General features: G+C 71.0%; 12 protein-coding genes. 5 read left to right on the top strand and 7 right to left on the bottom strand.

Translation table 11 applies throughout. The annotated features are described in order from the left end of the window. Positions 1-77 precede the first annotated feature (77 nt). The gene (gene ftsY, locus RE421_RS09400) at positions 78-1,271 is read right to left on the bottom strand and encodes a signal recognition particle-docking protein FtsY (protein ID WP_396134480.1); all 1,194 of its coding nucleotides are present in this window, start codon (positions 1,269-1,271) and stop codon (positions 78-80) included. 88 nt (positions 1,272-1,359) lie between these two features. Here ftsY and RE421_RS09395 point away from each other — a divergent pair, with 88 nt between their 5' ends. Continuing rightward, complete coding sequence (locus RE421_RS09395; protein ID WP_309809088.1) at positions 1,360-2,670, top strand: MFS transporter; 1,311 nt, start codon at positions 1,360-1,362, stop codon at positions 2,668-2,670. Here RE421_RS09395 and RE421_RS09390 read toward each other — a convergent pair. Next, positions 2,615-6,439: an AAA family ATPase gene (locus tag RE421_RS09390; RefSeq protein ID WP_309809087.1), complete on the bottom strand. Its 3,825-nt coding sequence runs from the start codon at positions 6,437-6,439 to the stop codon at positions 2,615-2,617. The two genes, RE421_RS09395 and RE421_RS09390, sit on opposite strands and share 56 nt — an antisense overlap. 38 nt (positions 6,440-6,477) lie before the next feature. Then, entirely contained in the window at positions 6,478-7,629 is a 1,152-nt protein-coding gene (wecB, locus tag RE421_RS09385; protein WP_309817248.1) for a non-hydrolyzing UDP-N-acetylglucosamine 2-epimerase, read from the bottom strand. Between the two features lie 292 nt (positions 7,630-7,921). On the opposite strand from wecB, the gene RE421_RS09380 reads away from it, so the two are divergent. From RE421_RS09380 to RE421_RS09365, 4 genes are all read left to right on the top strand, one after another. Next, positions 7,922-8,812 carry an ABC transporter permease gene (locus RE421_RS09380; RefSeq protein WP_309809085.1) on the top strand — a complete coding sequence of 297 codons (891 nt, stop codon included), beginning with the start codon at positions 7,922-7,924 and terminating at the stop codon, positions 8,810-8,812. After that, the gene (locus RE421_RS09375; RefSeq protein ID WP_309809082.1) at positions 8,812-9,702 is read left to right on the top strand and encodes an ABC transporter ATP-binding protein; all 891 of its coding nucleotides are present in this window, start codon (positions 8,812-8,814) and stop codon (positions 9,700-9,702) included. Before RE421_RS09380 ends, RE421_RS09375 begins: the two co-directional genes overlap by 1 nt. An 11-nt stretch (positions 9,703-9,713) precedes the next feature. Continuing rightward, positions 9,714-11,555, top strand: a complete 1,842-nt coding sequence (locus RE421_RS09370) for a glycosyltransferase family 4 protein (RefSeq protein WP_309809080.1) — start codon at positions 9,714-9,716, stop codon at positions 11,553-11,555. A 79-nt stretch (positions 11,556-11,634) separates the two neighbouring features. Next, on the top strand, positions 11,635-14,106 hold the full coding sequence (locus tag RE421_RS09365) for a glycosyltransferase family 4 protein (RefSeq protein ID WP_309809077.1): 2,472 nt from the start codon (positions 11,635-11,637) through the stop codon (positions 14,104-14,106). A 47-nt stretch (positions 14,107-14,153) separates the two neighbouring features. Here RE421_RS09365 and RE421_RS09360 read toward each other — a convergent pair whose 3' ends face one another. From RE421_RS09360 to RE421_RS09345, 4 genes are read right to left on the bottom strand one after another with little or no spacing between them, the layout of a single operon-like run. After that, positions 14,154-16,334 (bottom strand): hypothetical protein, encoded by a 2,181-nt coding sequence (locus RE421_RS09360; protein WP_309809075.1) that lies wholly within the window; start codon positions 16,332-16,334, stop codon positions 14,154-14,156. Then, positions 16,331-17,944 carry a glycosyltransferase family 4 protein gene (locus RE421_RS09355; RefSeq protein WP_309809073.1) on the bottom strand — a complete coding sequence of 538 codons (1,614 nt, stop codon included), beginning with the start codon at positions 17,942-17,944 and terminating at the stop codon, positions 16,331-16,333. The genes RE421_RS09360 and RE421_RS09355 overlap by 4 nt, the downstream gene beginning before the upstream one ends. Further along, positions 17,941-18,924, bottom strand: a complete 984-nt coding sequence (locus RE421_RS09350) for a Gfo/Idh/MocA family oxidoreductase (RefSeq protein ID WP_309809071.1) — start codon at positions 18,922-18,924, stop codon at positions 17,941-17,943. Before RE421_RS09350 ends, RE421_RS09355 begins: the two co-directional genes overlap by 4 nt. After that, positions 18,921-20,036 carry a DegT/DnrJ/EryC1/StrS family aminotransferase gene (locus tag RE421_RS09345; RefSeq protein WP_309809070.1) on the bottom strand — a complete coding sequence of 372 codons (1,116 nt, stop codon included), beginning with the start codon at positions 20,034-20,036 and terminating at the stop codon, positions 18,921-18,923. Before RE421_RS09345 ends, RE421_RS09350 begins: the two co-directional genes overlap by 4 nt.

The following is a 20,036-nucleotide window of genomic DNA, read 5'->3' as shown; positions in this document are numbered from 1 at the left end:
GCTGGCCACTCTTCTTGCACTTCTCAGGCGTAGCCCATAGAATCGCGCGTTCGCGGACAGGGCTACGGTCGGAGAACTCAGTCCAGCAGCGCCTCGACGAAGCCCTCGGCGTTGAACGGGGCCAGGTCGTCTGCACCCTCGCCCAGGCCGATCAGCTTGACGGGGACGCCGAGTTCCCGCTGGATGGCCACCACGATCCCGCCCTTGGCGGTGCCGTCCAGTTTGGTGAGCACGATCCCGGTGATGTTCACGACCTCGGCGAAGACCTTGGCCTGGGCCAGGCCGTTCTGCCCGGTGGTGGCGTCCAGGACCAGAAGGACCTCGTCCACCTCCGCCTGCTTCTCGATGACGCGCTTGATCTTGCCCAGCTCGTCCATGAGGTTGGCCTTGTTCTGCAGCCGGCCGGCGGTGTCCACGATCACCACGTCCACCTCCTGCTCCACACCGGTCTTCACGGCCTCGAAGGCCACCGAGGCCGGATCGGCGCCGTCCTCGTGCGAGCGGACGGTGTCCACGCCCACGCGGGAGCCCCACGTGGCGAGCTGCTCGGCGGCGGCGGCGCGGAAGGTGTCCGCCGCACCGAAGACCACGCGGCGGTCCTCGGCCACGAGCACGCGGCCGATCTTGCCCACGGTGGTGGTCTTGCCCACGCCGTTGACGCCCACCACCATCATCACGGCCGGCCGGTCCTGCTTGCGCGAGGCGTCCAGGCGGCGGTCCATGCCCGGATCCACCATCTTGACCAATTCCTCGTGGAGCATGGCCTTGACCTGCTGCGGGTCCCGGGAACCCTCTACGGTGACCCGCTCGCGCAGGTTGTCCACGAGCTCCATCGTCGGGGCGGTGCCGAGGTCGGCCAGCAGCAGGGTCTCCTCGACCTCGTCCCAGACGTCCTCCGTGATGTTGTCGCTGGAGAGCAGGGCCAGCAGGCCCTTGCCGAAGATGTTGTTGGACTTGGCCAGGCGCGCGCGCAGCCGGGCCAGCCGACCGGCGGCCGGGGCCGGGGTCTCCAGGGCGGGCGGGGCCTCGGTCTCCACCACGTCCGTGGCAGGCACCGGGGCAGCGACCGGCGCCTCGGGCTCGGCGACCGCGGTGCCGGTCCGGCCGGCGTCGTCCGTCTCCGGGCGTTCCAGGACGGCCGTGCTGCCGCCGGGCGCCGGATCGTTGGCATCCCGCGTGGTGGGGTACATGCCCTTCGGCGGCTTGGGGGTGCGGTCGAGGAAGCCCAGCAGCACCAGGCCGACGACGAGGACAGAGGCAAGCGAAATCAAGATGATCGGATCCACCGGACCAGTCTGTCACAGCGCCGCCACAGCACTGCCACCACGCCGCCACCGTCCGGGTGGCAGGATGGGGGCCATGGTGCGCTCGAAGACCCCCCGGACCGGACGGGTCCCCATCCCCCGGGAGATCAAGGTCCTCATCGCGGCGGCCTTCATCATCGCCATCGGCTTCGGCATCATCGCCCCGGTGCTCCCCCAGTACGCCCAGTCGTTCAACGCCTCGGCCACCGCGGTCTCCGCCGTGGTCTCGGCGTTCGGCCTCACGCGGCTGCTGTTCGCGCCATTGTCCGGGCGGGCGACCAACCGCTTCGGCGAGACGCCGATGTACATGATCGGCGTGCTGATCGTCGCCGCCTCGATGTTCCTCGTCGCCTTCTCCCAGGACTACTGGCAACTGCTCGTGTTCCGCGGACTGGGCGGGATCGGCTCCACCCTGTTCACGGTCTCAGCCATGGCCTTCCTGGCCCGCAAGTCCCCGCCCTCCATCCGCGGCCGGGTCTCCGGCGCCTACGCCTCGGCCTTCCTGATCGGCAACATCGCCGGCCCGGTGGTCGGCGCCGCGCTGGCCGTGTTCGGGTACCGGGTCCCCTTCCTGATCTACGGCACGGCACTCGTGCTGGCCGCCGGACTGGTCTTCGTGCTGCTGCGCGACTCCCGGCTGGCCGACCGCGGCAGGCCCGACGACCGGCCCCAGATGCGCGTGGCCGAGGCCTGGGAGCACACCGCCTACCGCGCCGCGCTGACCTCCTTCTTCGCCAACGGCTGGGCCACCTTCGGCGTGCGCAACTCCCTGACACCGCTGCTGGCGGCCACCGCCTTCGCGGGCACCGGCTTCTGGCTGGACGGCCCGCAGATCGCCGGGGCGGCCCTGTCCCTCTTCGCGGTGGGCAACATCGCCGCCGTCACGTTCTCCTCCCGGCTCTCCGACGTCCACGGCCGCAAGCCTCTGATCATCATCGGCCTGCTGGTGGCCGCGGCGGGCACCGCCTTCATCGGCTGGATGGACAACGCCTGGCTGTTCCTGGCCCTCTGCGTGCTCTCCGGGGTGGGGACGGGACTGCTCAACGCGCCGCAGCAGGCCGCCGTCGCGGACCTCGTGGGGCAGGACCGCAAGGCCGGGCCCGTCATGTCCACCGCCCAGATGGCCTCCGACCTCGGGGCCATCTCCGGTCCGCTGATCGCCGGACTCGTGGTGGATGCGGCCGGCTTCGGCTGGGCCTTCCTGCTGAGCGGGACGGTCCTCGCGGTGGGTGCGGTGTCCTGGGCCTTCGCCGCGGAGACCAACCTGCCGGTGGCCCCCGGCGGGCCGCGCACCGGGGCCCTGCCGGTGGTCAGTCCGCCGGGGCAGCCTGCGGAGCGGCCGGCGCAGCGTCCAGACGCTGGCTGATCACCGTACTGACCCCGTCCCCCCGCATGGACACCCCGTAGAGGGCATCCGCGACCTCCATGGTGCGCTTCTGGTGGGTGATGATGATCAGCTGGCTGTCCTGCTGCAGCTCCCGGAAGATCTCCAGCAGCCGCCCCAGGTTGGTGTCGTCCAGCGCGGCCTCCACCTCGTCCATGACGTAGAACGGGCTGGGCCGGGCCTTGAAGATCGCCACGAGCATGGCCACGGCCGCCAGCGACCGTTCCCCGCCGGAGAGCAGGGACAGCCGCTTGACCTTCTTCCCGGCCGGCCGGGCCTCCACCTCGACGCCGGACTCCAGCAGGTTCTCCGGGTCCGTCAGGAAGAGCCGCCCCTCGCCCCCCGGGAACAGGGTGGCGAAGACGTGCTGGAACTGGGCCGCGGTGTCCTCGAAGGCCGCCGAGAACACGCGCAGCACCGTGTCATCCACGTCCTGGATGATGGTCAGCAGGTCCCGCCGGCTGGCATCCAGGTCCTCGAGCTGTCCGGTGAGGAAGCGGTGGCGTTCCTCCACCGCGGCGTACTCCTCCAGGGCCAGCGGATTCACCCGGCCCAGCGCGGCCAGCTCGCGTTCGGCGCGGCGCAGCCGCTTCTGATGCTCGGCCCGGTCATAGGGCACGGTGTCTGAGGACTCGGACCCGGCGTCCCCGGCAACGGGGCCCGACGACGGCCCGTCCGGTGCCGCGGTGTCCGGCGCCTCGTCCTCGGTCGGGCTCCCGGCCGGGTCCCCGGTCTGGCCTCCGGGTGGCTGCTCCGCCGGCTCGAGCGGGACCGGCACCTCGGGCCCGAAGTGCTCCAGCAGGTACTCGCCGGTCATGCCCAGGTCGTCCAGGGCCCTGCCCAGCAGCTGGTCGAGCCTGAGCTGCTGCTCCTGCCGGGCCATCCGCGCCGCGTGCAACCGGTCCTTGGCCTGGGCCACCGCCGAGCGGTGCTGTTCAGCGGCCTGTTGCAGCCGCTGCCGCTCGGCCGTGAGCTCCTCCCCCCGGCGCTCGAGTTCGGCGCGGTCGGCCTCCGCCCGGGCCACCGCCAGCTCCAGGCCCGCCATCGCCTCCGCCAGGGCCCGCGTGACCGCGGTGATCCGCGTCAGCCAGGCCCGGCGCCTCTGCTCGGCCCGCTCGCGCTCCTGGTGGGCCACGGTGGCCGAGGCCACCTGACGCCGCGACTGCTCGGCCCGTGCCGAGAGCTGGGACAGCGCGGACTCGGCCGCCCGCAGGGCCAGGCGGGCCTCGGTCTCCTGGTGCCGGGCCTCGCCCGCCCGGACCTCCGCGGCGTCCCGCGCCGCCGGATCCGGAACGGACTGGCCGGAAGACCCGTCCCCGGACGCGGCCCCCGTCTCGTCCGTGGCCTCCGTGGCCTCTGTGGCCTGGCCCTGCCGCTCGGCGGCCTCGATCGCGTGACCCACCGCGTCCTCGGCCTCGGCGAGTCGGGCACGCAGCCCGGTGAGCTCGTTCCGCTGCCGTTCGGCGGCCTGATCGGCGTGGGAGAGCTGCTGGTTCAGCCGCGCCAGGTCCTCCGTCACGGCCGTGAACCGGGCGTCCGAGGCCTCGAGGGCCTCCAGGGCGGCCCGCTCGGCGGCTGCCGCCTCGGCGACCTCGTGTCCCAGCCCGGAGCGCTCGAAGCGCAGCCGCTCGACCTCGTGCAGGGCCGCCGCGGCCACCGCGGCCGCCTCGTCGGCGGCGGCCTGGCGTTCCAGCCGGCTCCCCGCCCCGGCGCCACGGCCGTCCGCCCACCCGGCACCGAGCACGTGGCCGTCCCGGGTCGCCAGGCGGACCGGGGCCCCCCGGTGGCGCGCCGGCACCCGGCCGGACTCCCACAGGGCCCGCGCGGTGTCCAGGTCCTCCACCAGCAGCGTCCCGGCCAGCAGCGAGCGCACCGTACCGGCGATGGCGGACTGTGCCGGCCCCGCCGGGAACCGCACCATCGCACCCGCGTCCGTGACGCCGTCGGGCAGCGCATCCGGGAGAACCCCGGCCCCGTCCCCGCCGCCGGCCGGGCCATCGGCCGAGTCGCCGGCGGGGTCGTCTGCGGGGTAGTCTGCGGGGTCGTCGGACCAGGCGAACAGCAGCCGCGCATCCGCGGCGCCGGCCTCGGCGAGCCGCCCGGCGGCCCGCACCGCCGGGTCCAGTCCCTCCACCACGAGTTGCTCGGCGGGCCCGCCGAGGGCCGCGGCGATGGCCGCCTCCCAGCCGTCCTGGACGGTCAGTGCCTCGGCGAGCGCGGTGGGCCTCAGGTCCTCGAGGGCCGACGCGGCGGCGCCGGCCTGCGGCTCCAAGGCCTCGATCAGGGCATCGCGCCGGGCCACCGCCGCCCCCTGGGCGGCCTCCGCGGCGGCGAGCGCCTCGTCGAGCCGTGCGAGCCGGTCCCGGAGCCCGCCGGCCACCGCGGCCGCCTCCTCATGGTCGGCGTCCAGCGCCTCCTCGGAGTCGAGGGAGCCGGCCAGCTGGTTCTGGTAGTCCGCGAGTTCGGCGCGCAGGTCCTCGGCCGTCCGCTCGCTCTCGGCCAGGCGGGCAGTGGACTGGTCCCATTGGCCCCGCAGGGATCGCTCCGTGGCGCGGGCGGCCTCGACTCGGCCCGCGGCCACGGCGGCGGCCTGACGCCGGTCCGCGGCCTGCTGGAGGAGCCGCGTGTAGGCCTCGTTGGCGACCCGGGCCGAGTGCTCGGCCTGCTGCCGTCCGGCCGAGGCCCGTTCCAGGTCCTCGCGCGCGGTGGTCACGGCGTCCTCGGCGGCGGACGCGTCCGCCCCGGCACGTTCGGCCAGCTGCCGGGCGGCGTCCGGGTCCGGGCCCGAGAGCGGCGGCACGGGGTGGCGGCGGGACCGCTCGCGTTCGGCGGCCACGGCCCCCAGGGAGCGGTACCGCTCGGCGAGGGTGGACAGCCGGTACCAGTGCTCCCGGGCCGCGGCGGCCGCCTGGGCGGCGGTGGCGACGTCCGCGGCCATCGCCGTGGCCGCCTCGCCGGCGCGGTCCACCTCCGCCTGGGCGCCCGCCACCGCGGCCTCGAGTTCCTGGTCTCCGGCCCCCAGCCGGTCCAGCGCGTCCTGTTGACGCGCCACGTCGTCGGCGAGCAGACGGGAGCGGGCGTCCCGCACGTCGTACTGGATGCGCTGGGCTTTGCGGGCCGTCTTGGCCTGCTTGGACAGCGGCCCCAGCTGGCGGCGCACCTCCTCGCTGAGGTCGCGCACCCGGTCCAGGTTGGAGCGCATGGACTCGAGTTTGCGGACGCTGCGTTCCTTGCGCCGGCGGTGCTTGAGCACGCCGGAGGCCTCCTCGATGAAGCCGCGGCGCTCCTCGGGGCTGGCCTGCAGGATCCGGTCCAGCTGCCCCTGGCCGACGATCACGTGCATCTCGCGGCCGAGCCCCGAGTCGGAGAGCAGCTCCTGGATGTCCAGCAACCGGCAGGAGCTGCCGTTGATCGCGTACTCCGACCCGCCGCTGCGGAACAGCGTGCGGGAGATGGTGACCTCCGAGTACTCGATCGGCAGGGCGCCGTCCGTGTTGTCGATGGTCAGGGAGACCTGGGCGCGGCCCAGCGGCGCCCGGCCCGTGGTCCCGGCGAAGATGACGTCCTCCATCTTGCCGCCGCGCAGGTTCTTGGCGCCCTGCTCCCCCATCACCCAGGACAGGGCGTCCACCACGTTGGACTTGCCCGAGCCGTTGGGTCCCACCACGGCGGTGACGCCGGGCTCGAACTGGAACGTGGTGGCCGAGGCGAAGGACTTGAATCCCCGGACCGTCAGCGACTTCAGGTACATGGAACCGACACGATCAGCGGCGGACCACGAGACGGGACTCAGCCACTGAGGCCGTCCTGGAACTCCGGCATCCTGGATCCGACGCCCAGTAGTTCGGCGATCGCCGAGACGGATCGTTCCGCGGCCTGCCCGTCGCCGTAGGGGTTCACGGCATTGGCCATGGCCTCGTAGGCGGCGGGATCGTGGAGCAGGCTGGAGACCTCGTCCACCACCCGCTCCTCGTCGGTGCCGATCAGCCGGACGGTGCCGGCCGTGACCGCTTCAGGACGTTCGGTGTTCTCCCGCATGACCAGCACGGGCTTGCCAAGGCCGGGAGCCTCCTCCTGGACGCCGCCGGAATCCGTGAGCACCACGGTGGACAGGGACAGCAGGTGCGTGAACTCCCCGTACGGCAGCGGTTCGGTGACGGTGATGTTCCCCAACCCCTCCAGAAAGGGCAGGATTGCTTCTCGCACCACCGGGTTCTTGTGGGCCGGCAACACGAACTCGACCTCAGGGTTGTCCCGGGCCAGGCGTGCCAGGGCGCGGCCGACGCCGCGCATGGCCTCTCCCTGGTTCTCCCGGCGGTGTGTGGTCACCAGGACCAGCTTGCGTCCGTCTCCCACCTCATCCGCCAGGCGGGTCAGCTGGGGATCGCTGAACGCGACCCTCTGGTCCACGACGGTCAGCAGGGCGTCGATGACCGTGTTGCCGGTGATGTAGATGTCCCCGCGAGCCGTGTTCTCCCGCAGGAGGTTGTCCCGGGAGACGGAGGTGGGAGCCAGGTGGAGGGCGCTGATCTGGGAGGTGATCTTACGGTTGGCCTCCTCTGGAAACGGCGAGTTGATATTGAAGCTGCGCAGACCAGCCTCCGCGTGCACCACCGGGATGCCGCGGTTGAAGGCGGCAATGGCCGCCGCGGTCGAGGTCGAGGTGTCCCCCTGGACCACGACGGCGTCCGGCTGCTCGACGACGAGGACCTCGTCCAGCCCGGAGATGGTCTTCGCCATCACCATGTTGAGCGTCTGCCGAGGTTGGATGATGTTGAGATCGTGATCCGGGACGATCCCGAAGAGCTCATTGACCTGATCCAGCATCTCCCGATGCTGGCCGGTCACGGTCACCACGCACCGCAGGTTCTCAGCACGCTGCAGGGCCGTCACGATCGGAGCCATCTTGATGGCTTCTGGACGGGTCCCGTAGATGGGCATGATGGTCAGTGGACGAGCGGTCACGGTGATCGGGGACTCCTCGGTGGACGGGACACGCCGAGGGTGGTGGCCGATCTTCGGCGGCGACTCGGCACGCTTGCTCCCGAACATCCTAGGCGAGGCGGACCAGATCCCGGCCCGCTGCCCAGGCTGCAGATGCCGGGATCGGCACCAGTCGCGCGGTTATACTTGCTGACACATCGGCTCCCCCCCGGCTTCATCGGGCGTGCCAGACCCAGAAGTCCGGACGTCCCACGTCGTGGACGCCGCCAGACGACGTTGAAGGATTCAGTTGCCACCTGTCGATCAAGCGCCGGAGGGCGGGTCAACCGTCAGGACCATCAGACTGGAACGCGGCGAGCTCGTGCGGGTCGGCGCACGTCCCGCGCTTCTGGAGTATCTCCGCCAGCTGTGGGATTACCGCAGCTTCATCGTGTTCGACTCCCAGTCACGGGTGTCCGGTGACAACAACCAGAACACCCTGGGCCGGTTGTGGCTGGTGTTGAACCCGATCCTCAACGGTGCCACCTACTACTTCGTGTTCGGGTTGCTGCTCGGAACCGGCCGTGGCATCGACAACTTCATCGCCTACCTGATCATCGGCGTGTTCATGTTCCGCTTCACGTCCTCGGCGATCACCAGTGGTGCCCGGTCCATCACCAACAACCGGGCGGTCGTCAGGGCGTTCCAGTTCCCGCGAGCCACCCTGCCCCTGGCGGTGAACGTGCGCGAACTGCTGATCCAGATCCCCGCGTTCGTCACCATGTTCGTGTTGATCCTGGTGATCCCGCCGTTCGAACCGATCACCTGGAAGTGGCTGCTGTTCATTCCGCTGGTGGCCCTGCAGGTGCTGTTCAACGTGGGGCTCAGTCTGTTGCTGGCCCGGTGGGTGACCAAATACAACGACATCGTGAACCTCATCTCGTTCGGCACCCGGATCTGGCTGTACCTCTCGGCCGTGTTCTTCAGCCTGGACCGTTTCGAGGACAACCCGGCCATCATGGCCATCATGGAGCTCAACCCCATGTTCTGTGTCCTGGACATCGCCCGGGACTGTCTGCTGTACGACTCCTGGCCCGACCCCCAACGCTGGATCGTCCTGGGCGCGTGGACCGTGGTGCTGCTCGTGGTGGGCATGCTGGTGTTCTGGCGTGCCGAGGAGACCTACGGAGTGGAGTCCTGATGCCCGGGAACGTGGATCCCTCGCTGGCGCCCGGGGCAACGACATCCGTCCCGGACCCGCTCGTGGTGGTGGACCAGGTCGCCATGACCTACGTGGTGCGTTCGAACTCACACCGCGGGTCCTCCGGCAAGACTGAGCGCAACCGCAGTGCCTCTGGACTCACCACGACCCACATCGAAGCCCTCAAGCCGCTGTCCTTCATGGTCGAACACGGCGAGAGCGTCGGGGTGATCGGGACTAACGGCTCCGGCAAGTCCACCCTGATGAAGCTGGTCACCGGCCAGCTGCATCCCACCGGCGGCACCGTCTACGCCACCAGCCGGCCGATCATGCTCGGTGTCAACGCCGCCCTGGTCCAGCAGATCTCCGGCCAGGACAACATCATCCTGGGTTGCCTGGCCATGGGAATGTCCCGGGCCCAGGCCGAGGGCAGGCGGCAGTCCATCATCGAGCTCTCCGGCCTGGGGGACTCCATCCATCTTCCGCTCAAGGCCTATTCCTCCGGAATGGCTGCGCGGTTGCAGTTCGCCATCGCCACCAGCATGGACCCGGAGATCCTGGTCATCGACGAGGCCCTGAACACCGGTGACGCACAGTTCCGGGAGCGCACCGGCCGGCGGATCTCCGAACTGCGCGAGCAGGCCGGCTGCGTGTTCCTGGTCAGCCATTCCCTGGGGACCATCCGGGACATGTGCACCCGCGTTCTCTGGATCGAGCGGGGGGAACTGTTGATGGACGGAGATCCCGAAGAGGTCACCGACCGGTATCAGGAATACTCGAACCACCTCGGCCGCAACCGCGTCAAGGGAGCCCGGCTCCTCCGGGAGGAATGCCAGCGCGAGCTGGTCCGCACGCGGTTCAGTTGGACCGACGGCACCGGACGCCGCTAGGCCGGGCCAGCATGACCAATCACCCCGCGCCGAGCCCGGCGGCACGTCTCCCGGCTGTGGCCCGCGGTGCCATGGTGCGTGCGCGCCAGGGAGGCCGTACGGCCCGGTCCACCCTGGACCGCACCCTCGCCGCCTTGCGCCGTCGCGGCCGCGGGTTCACGGGCGTCACCGGTGTCCCGAAGGCCGCCTGGTCCCGCGCCGCTGTGACTTTCCCTGACTCCGCACCGGCCCTGGAGCGCATCCTCCCCCTGCCGCCCGCCCTGCGCCTGTCCCGGTGGCTCTGGGGGACGACGACGGCCGGTCAGGACGGTGGCGACCGCACCGAGGCGCGTCTCGGTCTGGAGATCGGCCCGGACGATGCCGAGACACCGGTCGGGTCCTTCACCACGGGTGAGCTGGCCGCGCTGTTGTCCGGGCGGCCCTGGCAGCACTGGCCGGCCCGTTCCCCGCGACTGGTCATCCTCACCGCGGCCGGCCAGGCCGGGGCCGTGCGGGATGCCGTCCGCGCCGCCGGTGCCCGCAACGCCACTCTGGTCGTCGAGGACCCCGGCCCTGCACGCCGGGCGGAGCTCCTGAGTCTTCTGAGCACGGTAGCCGTCCCCTCCGGCCCACGGTCCGCCGGCCTGCTGGTCACCGAGGCGCAGGCGGCGGGGATCATGGTCCTGACCCACGCACCCACAGCCTCCCTGCCCGAAGATCTGGGTAGTCCCGGGGGCCGGCGCGTGGCCGGACGGGCCGCCCGCCACGCCCTGGCCTCAGCGGCCGGAGATCTCCTGCTCCCGGCGGTGTCCCAGCCCCCTGCCTCGGCACGTATCAGGATGGGGCTCGAGCCGCGCCGGGTGGTGGTGGCCGGGCACGACCTGAAGTTCGCCAGTGGCCTCGTGGACCACCTGCGGGAGGCCGGGCACGACGTCCGCCTGGACCCCTGGACCGGTCATGCCCGCCACGATCCCGAGGCGAGCCGCCGCCTGGCCGACTGGGCCGACGTCGTGCTGTGTGAATGGGCCTTGGGCAACGCCGTCTGGTACTCCCGCCACACCCCGGCCGCCACCCGACTGACCGTGCGACTGCACCTGCAGGAGGCGGCCACGGTGTTTCCCGGCCAGGTGGACACCGCGCGGGTAGACCGGGCCGTCTTCGTCGCCGAGCACGTCCGCCGCCAGGTCGTCCGGGACCACGGCTGGCCGGCACAGCGAAGCATCGTGGTGCCCAACGCCGTGCGCATCCCGGGTGCGTCTGGCCCCCGGGACCCGAACCTGCGGTTCCGGCTGGGGCTGGTGGGGATGGTCCCGGCCCGCAAGGGGATGCACACCGCCCTGGACGTCCTGGCCCTGCTGCGCGGGCAGGACGAGCGGTACCGTTTGAGCCTGCGCGGACACCGTCCCGAGGATGTCGCCTGGCTGCGGGGCCGGCCGGCCGAACTGGAGTATTTCCGCGCCCAGCTGGAGCGCATCACCACCGACGACCGGCTGCGGGAGGCGGTGGATTTCTCCCCCCATGGCCCGGACATGGACCGCTGGTTCGCCGGCATCGGTGTGGTGCTCTCGACCAGCGACTACGAGTCGTTCCACTTCACCATCCCGGACGGGGCCGCCCACGGCTGCGTGCCGAGGTCTCTGGCCTGGCCCGGAGCCGACCTGCTGTACCCCGCCGGATGGCTGGCCCCGGACGCAGCCGGCCTGGCCGAAGCCGTTCAACGGGCTACCGCCGAGCCCGAATCCTGGCAGCGGGAGGCAGAACGCTCGCGCTTCGAGGTGGCCACCCGGTACGACCGGGAGCACGTGCTGCCCCGATTGGCCGCAGAGGTCCTCGGGCTGCGCCCCGCACCTGGCGCTGGCCCCAGTACCGTGTGAGACAGACCTCGCACGCGGACACCGCTTCCGGACCGCAGCATCCATCCGACCGTCCCCGCCACCCAAGGAGATCCCCGCCGTGACCGACACCCCCTCGAATCCTGACCGACGACCGCACATGGTCATGGTGGTGGGCAACCAGGTGGTGGGCGACTCCCGGGTGGAGAAGAGCGCCGTCACCGCCGAGCAGGCCGGCTACCGCGTCACCGTGCTCGGCACCGCTCGCCGCACCGTATTCCCCATCGGCGAGTACCACGGGATCCCGATCTACCGCACGCCGGCGGTGTTCCGCCGCCAGAGCGCGCTGAACCAGTGGAAGTCCCTGCGCCCCTCCGTCTCCCCCACGTGGGGACGCCTGGCGGACGCCGACGGCACACCGACCTTCGGCCCCGGCGAGCCGCTGCCCGCCCCCGGAGCGGGCGCCGGCCGCTCGTGGCGAGACCGTCTGGCCGAGAACGTGGAATTGGCGCGGGACCGCGTCGTCGCCAAGACGCCGGGAGGCTGGCGGACCGTGTGGCCGCACATCGCCGACTACGAGGAGCTGTTCCTGCCGCCTCTGCTGCACCTGGCCCCCGACGTCATCCACACCCACGACCGGCACCCGCTGGCCGCCGTCCACTCCTATGTGCAGCTCATGCGCTCCCGCGGGCGCACGATCCCCTGGCTCTACGATGCCCATGAGTGGGTCCCGGGCCAGGAGATCGTCGGTGGTGACCAGGCCCGGATCGGCTGGGTCGCCGCCGAGGCGGAGCTGATCAGGCACGCGGACGCCGTGATCTCGGTGACCGATGAGCTGGCCGGACGGATGAAGAGCCGCCACCGTCTCCCCGAGCGCCCGACCGTGGTGCACAACGCCCCGCTGGCCGCGAAGACCCCGCTGGACCCTGAGCAGCGGCTGCCCCTGCGGCAGGAGTGCGGCCTGGACGAGGACACCCCTCTGCTGGTCTATATCGGTCGGCTGGCCGATGTGCGGGGCATCTTCACGATCATCGATGCACTGGCGCAGCTGCCTGGGGTGCACGCGGCCTTCGTGGGCAATCAGGATGATGCCTACCGCCAGCGCATGCGGGACCACGCCGCGCAGATCGGTGTGGACGACCGCCTGCACATCGCAGACTACGTGCCCTCCAGCTCGGTCACGTGGTACATCCAGGGTGCCACGTGCGGCGTCAGCCCTCTGATGCCCACCCCCGCCCACGAGCTGGCCATCCCCACGAAATTGCGCGAGTACCTCCAGTCGGGACTGCCCCTGGTGGTCAGCGACCTCACCGAGCAGGCGGCCTTCACCCGGGACGGCGGGCTCGGCACCGTGTTTGCCCCCGGACAGGCCGATTCCCTGGCCGGTGCCGTGCAGGAGCTACTGGACAGGCTTCCCGATTTCCGCGCTGCTGTCCGCGACCCCGAGGTGCAGGCCCAGCACACGTGGGAAGGGTCCGAGCAGGTGCTCACGGAACTCTGGCACCGGCTGTGCCCGGTCCCCGATGCCGCCGCTGGGCCTGCCGGCGTCGAGCCGGCAGCTTCCGAGACGGCCGGCCCTGTGCTGGCCGTGGTGGCCGAGGCACCTGAAGACCAGCCCCTGGTCCACGCCTGGCGGGACCAGGCAGGTCCGGTGGAGCCGGTCCCCGGTGTCCCGGTGGACGGCGGCGGGCGGGGCCCCGCCCTGAAGGACGCACTCGACCGGTGGATACGGGTCGACCGCGCTGCCGACGGGGTTCTGTACACCGGCGCGGTGAACGCCTCCGGAAGCCTCGACGGGGGGTTCTCCTCCGAGGTCCGGTCGCTGCTGGAACGCGGCAAACCAGTCGCCGTGTGGACCGCAGAGGCTCCGCTCGCCGACCCACGGCTGCTGGCTGAGGCCTACGAGGGTCACCCCTTCTCGATGCTGCCCCGGGAGGCAGCAGAGCGGTACCGGAGACAGGTACGGCGCTCGGCGCAGCCCCTCCTGGACCTTCAGGCCGGCGGTAACCTGCAGTTGCTCACCAGCCGACAGGCCGACGCCCGCCTCCTGGGTGCTCTGTGGTGCCCGGTGCCCGTCCCCACCCCCACGACAGACCGGTATGGGTCATCAGGCTGGGCGCCGGAGGGGGCCCAGGACCGGCCGGTGCAGGTCCTGGTGGTGCCGACCTTGCGTACCCCGCAGGAGGAGCAGGCGCTGGATCGGATGGCTGAACGGGCCGAAGCCGAAGGCCTGGAAATCCTTCGTCCCCGGCATCGGAAATTCAGGCCCGCCATGGCCGCGACGGCGGACCTCGTGATCGACGCACTGCACCTGGGCGAGTCTTCCGACGCCGCGGCGTGGGCCTGGCGCTCTGGGCGGATCGTGGTGGGCCAATCCACCTCCGCACCGGCCGCGCCGGAGGAGGCGGCGGCTCCCGCGGCCCCGGTGGTCCAGGCCGGGGACCACGACCTGACGGATCGGGTGCTGGAGCTGGCGGAGTCGCTACGCGCCGGAGAGGCCGGCGAGCTGCTCCGCGCGAGCCATGACTACGGGACCCTGGTCCATGACGGGCGCCTGAGCGTCCGAGTCATCCGCTCAGCCCTCGGCCTCTAGATCCAAACCCGGTGCCAGGCCTGCAGGTCTGGCACCGGTCGAGGAGTTCAGGGACGGAGCTCCGCCACTCGGTCCAGGTAGACCATCAGGTCAGTCACCCGTGCCTCCCAGGTCTCCTGCTCACGCGCCTGTGCCAGACCGGACAGGTCGGCGTTGACCAGCGCCTCGATCCCCTCACGGATGCCCTCCTGGGAGCGGGGGCAGGCCAGTCCCACCCGGCGGTCCCGCACGAAGTCGGCGATGGCCATGTCCTCGAAGCACAGCAGGGCGTAGCCGCGCTCGATCAGGCTCATGGTCTTGTACGGGAAGCTGAACCGGGCATAAGAGCCGCCCAGGAGTACCGCGCCGATGGAGCGCTGGCTCCGCGGGACGTACCACTCCAGGGACTCGGTGATGACCCTCAGTCCGGGGCGGTCCTGCAGACCGTGGTACTCGAGCATGGTGTGCAGCCGGTCCACCTCCAAGGGCCGGACGACGAAGTCGAGTAGCAGCGACTCGTCCAGCCCCGTCAAGGCGGCCAGGTATTCGTCCAGGCCGTACAGTTCGCTGACGCCGCCGGCATACAGCAGGGTGGTTGACTCGTCCCCGGCACCGATGGCCTCCGGGAGCCCCGTCGCCACGTTCTGCGGCGCGACCGCCGGAGGCAGGGGAAACCACGTCCGGGCCGGTTCGCCGTGCCGCTTCAGCAGCGCATTGAACCCGGCCCCTGCGGCCTCGCTCGGCGCGGCCAGCACGTCGACGGAGGCCTCGATCACCCGCAGTTCGCGCAGCCCGTCGTCCTGCATCCGGGCGCGCCGTTCTGGCTCGTCCAGGTATCCATCGAACTCCTCCAGCCAGTGGAGGTCCCGCACGAACCACGCCGAGCGGCCACCGTGACGGCGCATGGTCTGCGCGAGGGCGGCCACGGCCCCGGGGATGTGTTCGAAGGGGATCGGCGAGGTGGAGTTCTCCCCGTACAGCAGCCCGGCCGGTCGGCCGGCGGCCAGGAGGCCCTCCACTAGCTTCGCCCGCCGTTCGAAGACGCTGGGGGTCGAGTACAGGCGGACGGAGGGGCTCTGCCGGTCGAGTGCCGTGGCCATGTTGCGCACGCGCTGAGGACGGGCTCCGTCGGTGCGGTCCTCTAAGGGAGAGGTGGAGAAGAACACATTCAGCGGACCGTTGTCCTGGTGCACCCGTAGCTGCTCGTAGGAGCGGTCCACGGGCCGTCCCATCGCGGCCAGGTACGCCTGGAGTAGATCCTGCTCCGGCCGGCCACCGGTGGGGGCGGACCTCGCCGGGCCACCCGGGCCGTCCGGACTGGCGACACCGGCCTCCTGCTCCAGGACCTCATGCAGCGCGCCGGCCAGCCTCGCGCCGCGGCCGGTCCTGACAAAGCCGCGCTCAGTGGCCCAGTACCCCATGCCGATGGTGTCCTCCACCACCAGCCGGTCCCCGTCCCCGGCGTCGAGGAAGAGGTCGGCCACGGCCTGATGATCACGAGAGCTGCCCGTGAGGACCACGTGGGTGAACCCCTCGAGCCGACCGGCAGCCGTGCTGGCCAGCGGACGGCGTCGGCTCACATCGCGCTTGCGGTACAGGGCGGAGGCGGACAGGGCGGTCAGCGTGCCGCCATGGTGCTCCGCCACCTGGCGGAGCATCCCGGCCTGAGCCTCGCTCCGGTCCTCGGCGACTCCCTCGGGATGGAGCATGACCACCCGGGGCGCCGTCCCTCGATGGTCCAGCAGCGGCGCTGACACCACGAGGGCGCCCCTCGGGTCCAGGTGCAGCAGGTGGGCGCTGCGGGATGACTTGGACAGGGCCTTGTCGAACTCGTACTCATCCTGCAGAAAGATTCGGTCCACGGCGGCGGTGAGGTCTTGGACGTCCTCCGTGAGCAGGGTCCGCGCCGCGGAGAAGTCCAGGTCCCCTCGCCAGAGGATCGGGACGAACTCGTCCTCGAGATGACGGGCCGCGAAGCCGGCAGCGGGCAGGGACAGCGCGAAGACGGCCTCGTAGGCACCCTGGTCGAGGACCTCGCGAACCATCCTGGCCACCTGGTTGCGCGCCGAGCGCATCGGCCAGTAGGTGGCCCAGCGGTTCAGCCCGCGCCTGTTCTGCGGCGCGCTGCGCTGCAGCCAGCCGGGTCCCTGGACATCCAGGATATCGACCTGGTGATCGCAGGCGGTGGCATTGTCCACGAGCGAGGCCTCGGCGGGGCCGTAGTGCGAGACCAGAAACAGAACCCTCATGATCCGTCCTCCCCTTCGGTGGCGTCCCCGGGACCGACGTCGCCGGGAGTGAGACCCATCAGCACCATCTCCCGGCGCACCGTCTGCTCCGGGCCACTCTGCCGCGCGACCCGCTGGGCGGCGGCCTCGGACATCCGCTGGAACAGCTCAGGGTGCTCGAACAGCCTGATCATGCCGCGCACCATCCCCGCGACGTCCTCCGGGCCGGCGATCACGGCGCTGGAGCCGTCGACGAACTCCGGGATGGCGCAGACGGCGTTGGTGACCGGCACCAGCCCGGAGGCCATGGCTTCGTCCCTCGAGACGCCCTGGGAATCCCAACGGCTCGGCACGAGGAAGACGCCGTAGTCACGGTGCAGGCGCGCGATCTCGTCCTGCGAGGCGAATCGCCGCTCCACCTGGACGTTCCCGTCCTCGGCGAAGGCGTCCTCGAATCCCTGGAAGTGCATCCCGTCCCCGATGATCCGGATCGACAGCTGTGGCCAGTATCGCGTCTCCCGCAACGCCTGCAGCGCCTTGACGGCGAGATCCGGGGCGTAGTTCAGGTTGGCCGCCGAACGCACCCACAGGATCTTGTATCGCTGTTCGGCGTCCTTGGGATGGTAGGTGAACAGTTGGGTGTCCGTGACGTTGTGGACCACCGCCGTGCGTTGGGCCGGGTACACCAGTTCCATGTCGTCTTGGGATCCCCGTCGCCACCAACGGGAGACGAACACGAACCGCTCCGGACCGTTTGGGTGGGCCAGGACCTCGCGCCAGAACCGCTGCCGGATCAGGGTGTCCTTGATCCCGTTGGACAACGGCTCGGGCGAGCGGTAGTTGCGGATGGTCCGGACCCACCGCCGAGACTCGAAGCCGTGCATGAAGGTGAACCAGCGGATTCCGGCAAGACTGTCGCGGACCTGTTCCCAGATGAACGCGTTGAGGAAGTGACTCGACGCAGAGGTGTAGCCAATCCGCCGCAACAGCTCTCGCACCTCGGCGCCCCGGCCGACGAGGACCGGCACCCCGTCGTACACCGTGGACTCCGGTTCCACGTCCGGCGCCACGACGGCGACGTGGACCTCTATGCCGGCCTCCAGGTAGTACTTCACCCTGCGGTGGACGAATCCGTTGCCGTATTCGTCGCCCTCTCGCGGGTACTGGTTGACGATGACCAGGTGCCGAACCCGCGCCGTGGAGACTTCCGGTGCCCCGTAGGCCTGACTCACGCGGCCGAGGTACTCCTCGACCCGGCCGGGAGCGGCCGCGGCGTCCTGGTCCTCGAAACCGGTGGCCGGCCACGGTGGAAGAGGCTGGTCGTAGAGCGCTCTCTTGAGGTGTCCCAGTTCCAGCTGCAGATAGGTCGCCTGCTCTGCCTTCGAATAGGTGGATCCGGCGTCCGCCAGAGACAGGTACCCGCCGAAGGCCGACGTGGTCTCGCGCCGAGCCGAGTGGCCGGTCAGGATGCGGCGGACCCGCCTCTTGGCCTCAGACCCGTCCGGAAGGGCGTGGAACGCCTGCCGTGCCAGCCTCTCCACCGGCGCTGGCGCCGCACGGACCTGCTCACCCCCGAACGTGATGACTCTCCGCAACCACTGCTTGGCCTGGTCCGCCGACGTGGGACTCACAGCGCGACGGCCTCCCCGCGGTCCGGGGACGAGATCATGGCCTCGGCGACCCGGAGGATCTCCAGGCCCTCCTCCAGGGAGACATGGCCCTGGGCCCGGCCCAGGACGGCGTCCCGGAACGCCTCGTGCTCGGTCCGCAGCGGCTCCTGCTTGGGGAAGGCATAGCGGACGACATCGCCCTCGGACACGCCGCGGAAGTTCTCCACCGGCTGCCACTGCGTCGCCACGCTGCCGTTGGCGTAGAACGTCAGGTCGGCCGTCAGGGTGCTGGCCACCAGCATGCCCTTCTCGCCGGTGACCACCGTGGTGCGTTCCTTCACCGGGGAGAGCCAGTTGACGATGTGGTTGGTGATGACGCCGCTCTCCAGCTGGCCGACGGCGACCACCATGTCCTCGTGTTCCCGGCCGGCGTTGCGGGCCGTGTGGGCGGAGACGGAGGCGAAGCGCGAGCGGGCGAGCCATGCCGTGAGGTCGATGTCGTGGGTCGCCAGGTCCTTGACCACGCCGACATCGGCGATCCGGGCGGGGAACGGCCCCTGCCGGCGGGTGGCGATCTGCAGGATGCGTCCCAGCTGTCCCTCGTCCACGCGCCGCCGGAGTTCCTGCAGGGCGGGGTTGAACCGCTCGATGTGCCCCACGGCCCCGACCAGCCCGCGGGAGGAGAACGCCTCCACCAGCCGCTGTCCGGCCGCCAGGGAGGACGCGATGGGCTTCTCCACCATGAGGTGGATCCCGGCCTCCGCGACGGTCAGGCCGACCTCCTCGTGCAGTCCGGTGGGGACGGCACACACGATGGCGTCCACCCCGTGATCGATCAGCGCCTCGACGGAGGAGTACACGGGAAGGTCACCGGCCACACCGTGGACGTCACCGATCGCGTCGGCCACGGCCACCAGCTCGGTGCCCTCGATGTCCTGCATCACGCGGGCGTGGTGCCGGCCCATCATCCCCAGGCCGATCAGTCCGGTGCGGATGGTCATGCGCGGGCCTCCCCCACGACGGTGTTCACGGCGTCGATGATGCGATCCAGGTCGCGGTCCGTCAGCGACGGGTGCACCGGCAGCGAGAAGACGGTGGCCGTGGCGACGCGGGTCTGGGGCAGGTCCGCCGGCTCCTGGAACGACGGCAGCTCGTTCGTGGGAATCGGGTAGTACACCCCGGTGCCGACGCCGTACTCGTTCTTGAGCCGGTCCAGGATGCCGGCCCGTGCCGCTGCCAGCTCCTCCGGCAGCCGCACGGTGTACTGGTGGTAGACGTGCTCGGCGCCCTCACTCACCGCCGGCGTCGTGACGCCCTGCAGCCCGGCGTCCAAGCGCGCGGCGTTCTCCTGGCGCTGCCGCGTCCAGGCCTGGACCTTGGTCAGCTGGACCCGGCCGATGGCGGCGTGGAGGTCCGTCATGCGGTTGTTGAATCCGACGACCTCGTTCTCGTACTGGCGTTCCATCCCCTGGTTGCGCAGCAGCCGCACGCCGCGGCCCAGCTCCTCGCTGTCCACGGACACCATGCCACCCTCGCCGCTGGTCATGTTCTTGGTGGGATACAGGCTGAACATGCCGAAGGTCCCGAAGGTCCCGACGGGGCGGCCGTCCAGCGCGGCGCCGTGGGCCTGAGCGGCGTCCTCGAAGACCATCAGTCCATGGGCCTCCGCGATCCGGCCCAGCTCCCCCATGGGTGCGGGGTGGCCGTACAGGTGCACCGGCATGATGGCCTTGGTCCGCTCCGTCACGAGTGATTCAACGCTCTGCGGGGCCAGGCAGTATGTCTCGAGGTCGATGTCGGCGAACACCGGGGTCGCCCCCGTCAGCCGGACGGCGTTGCCCGTGGCCGCGAAGGTGAAGGCCGGGACGATGACCTCGTCCCCCGGGCCGATACCGGCCGCCAGCAGGCCCAGGTGCAGTCCCGAGGTGCCGGAGTTCACGGCCACGCACTCGCGCCCGGCCACCAGGACCTCCGCGAACTCGGCCTCGAAGGCGGCGACCTCGGGGCCCTGCGCCACCATGCCGGAGAGCAGGACGCGGTCGACGGCGGCACGTTCCTCGTCGCCGATGATCGGCTTCGCCGCGGGGATGAAATCGTTCGTGGGCTGGCTCAT

It is taken from the genome of Citricoccus sp. I39-566 (genome assembly GCF_031432995.1).
Classification (GTDB): Bacteria; Actinomycetota; Actinomycetes; order Actinomycetales; family Micrococcaceae; genus Citricoccus; species Citricoccus nitrophenolicus_A.
Note: the sequence above shows the minus strand (reverse complement) of the source record. Positions and strands in the feature narration are given on the sequence as shown.

Coding starts and splice junctions, on each gene's coding strand:
- RE421_RS09390 (WP_309809087.1), bottom strand. CDS start 6,439: ATGTACCTGAAGTCGCTGACGGTCCGGGGATTCAAGTCCTTCGCCTCG.
- wecB (WP_309817248.1), bottom strand. CDS start 7,629: ATGCCCATCTACGGGACCCGTCCAGAAGCCATCAAGATGGCTCCGATC.
- RE421_RS09345 (WP_309809070.1), bottom strand. CDS start 20,036: ATGAGCCAGCCCACGAACGATTTCATCCCCGCGGCGAAGCCGATCATC.
- RE421_RS09360 (WP_309809075.1), bottom strand. CDS start 16,334: ATGAGGGTTCTGTTTCTGGTCTCGCACTACGGCCCCGCCGAGGCCTCG.
- RE421_RS09350 (WP_309809071.1), bottom strand. CDS start 18,924: ATGACCATCCGCACCGGACTGATCGGCCTGGGGATGATGGGCCGGCAC.
- RE421_RS09370 (WP_309809080.1), top strand. CDS start 9,714: ATGACCAATCACCCCGCGCCGAGCCCGGCGGCACGTCTCCCGGCTGTG.
- RE421_RS09395 (WP_309809088.1), top strand. CDS start 1,360: ATGGTGCGCTCGAAGACCCCCCGGACCGGACGGGTCCCCATCCCCCGG.
- RE421_RS09375 (WP_309809082.1), top strand. CDS start 8,812: ATGCCCGGGAACGTGGATCCCTCGCTGGCGCCCGGGGCAACGACATCC.